General features: G+C 68.6%; 1 protein-coding gene. It reads left to right on the top strand.

What is annotated here, in order from left to right; translation table 11 throughout:
* On the top strand, nt 1-921 hold a 921-nt coding region (locus tag PV342_RS40890; protein ID WP_500321233.1), incomplete at both ends, for a serine hydrolase domain-containing protein.

Below are 921 nucleotides of genomic sequence, written 5' to 3'. Positions count from 1 at the left end.
CGTCCAGAAGCAGGCCATGGCGAACGGCGCCCCGGGGGCGCTGACCCGTATCGACTCGGGCAGTTCGAGCTACCGCATCGCGTCCGGGCAGGCGGACACCGTCGCCCGCACGGCGATGGACGCGGACCGGCGGTTCCGGGTCGGCAGCGTCAGCAAGAGCTTCACCACGGTGGTCCTGATGCAACTGGCCGCCGAGGGCCGGATCGACCTCGACGCCCCGGCGAACGCCTACCTGCCGCAGCCGCTGCCCGACGACCGCATCACCGTGCGGCACCTGCTCTCCCACCGCAGCGGCCTGTGGGACTACACCAACGACATGTTCTACTACACCGTCCCCGGCTTCGAAGCGGTGCGGAACAAGGTCTTCACCTACCAGGAACTCATCGACCTCTCCACCGCCCACCAGCCCACCAACGCACCCGGCGCGGCCTACAGCTACTCCAACACCAACTTCGTGGTGCTCGGCGCCCTCATCGAGAACGTCACCGGCGTGCCGATGGCCACCCACTACCAGCAGCGGATCCTCACCCCGCTGAACCTGAGGAACACCACCTACGTCCACCCGCAGACCGCCATCTCCGGCTCCTACGCCCACGGCTACCTGCGCGACGACGACACCACCCTGCCCCTGGTGGACTCCACCGAGCAGACCGTCTCCTGGGCGCAGTCCGCCGGCGCGGTCATCTCCAACGCCAGCGACCTCAACCGCTTCTTCTCCGCCCTGGTCACCGGCAAGCTCGTGCCCGCCGCGCAGCTCCAGCAGATGATGACCATGGTCCCGGTCAACGCCGACGGCACCCAGTCCTACGGACTGGGCCTGCGCGCCAGGAAGCTGTCCTGCGGCGTGACCGTCTACGGCCACACCGGCACCGTCCAGGGCTTCTACACCTACGCGTTCACCACCGCCGACGGCAAGCGCAG

Source organism: Streptomyces sp. PA03-3a (assembly GCF_033792735.1).
Lineage (GTDB): Bacteria > Actinomycetota > Actinomycetes > Streptomycetales > Streptomycetaceae > Actinacidiphila.
This window is presented reverse-complemented; position numbering and strand designations above follow the sequence as displayed.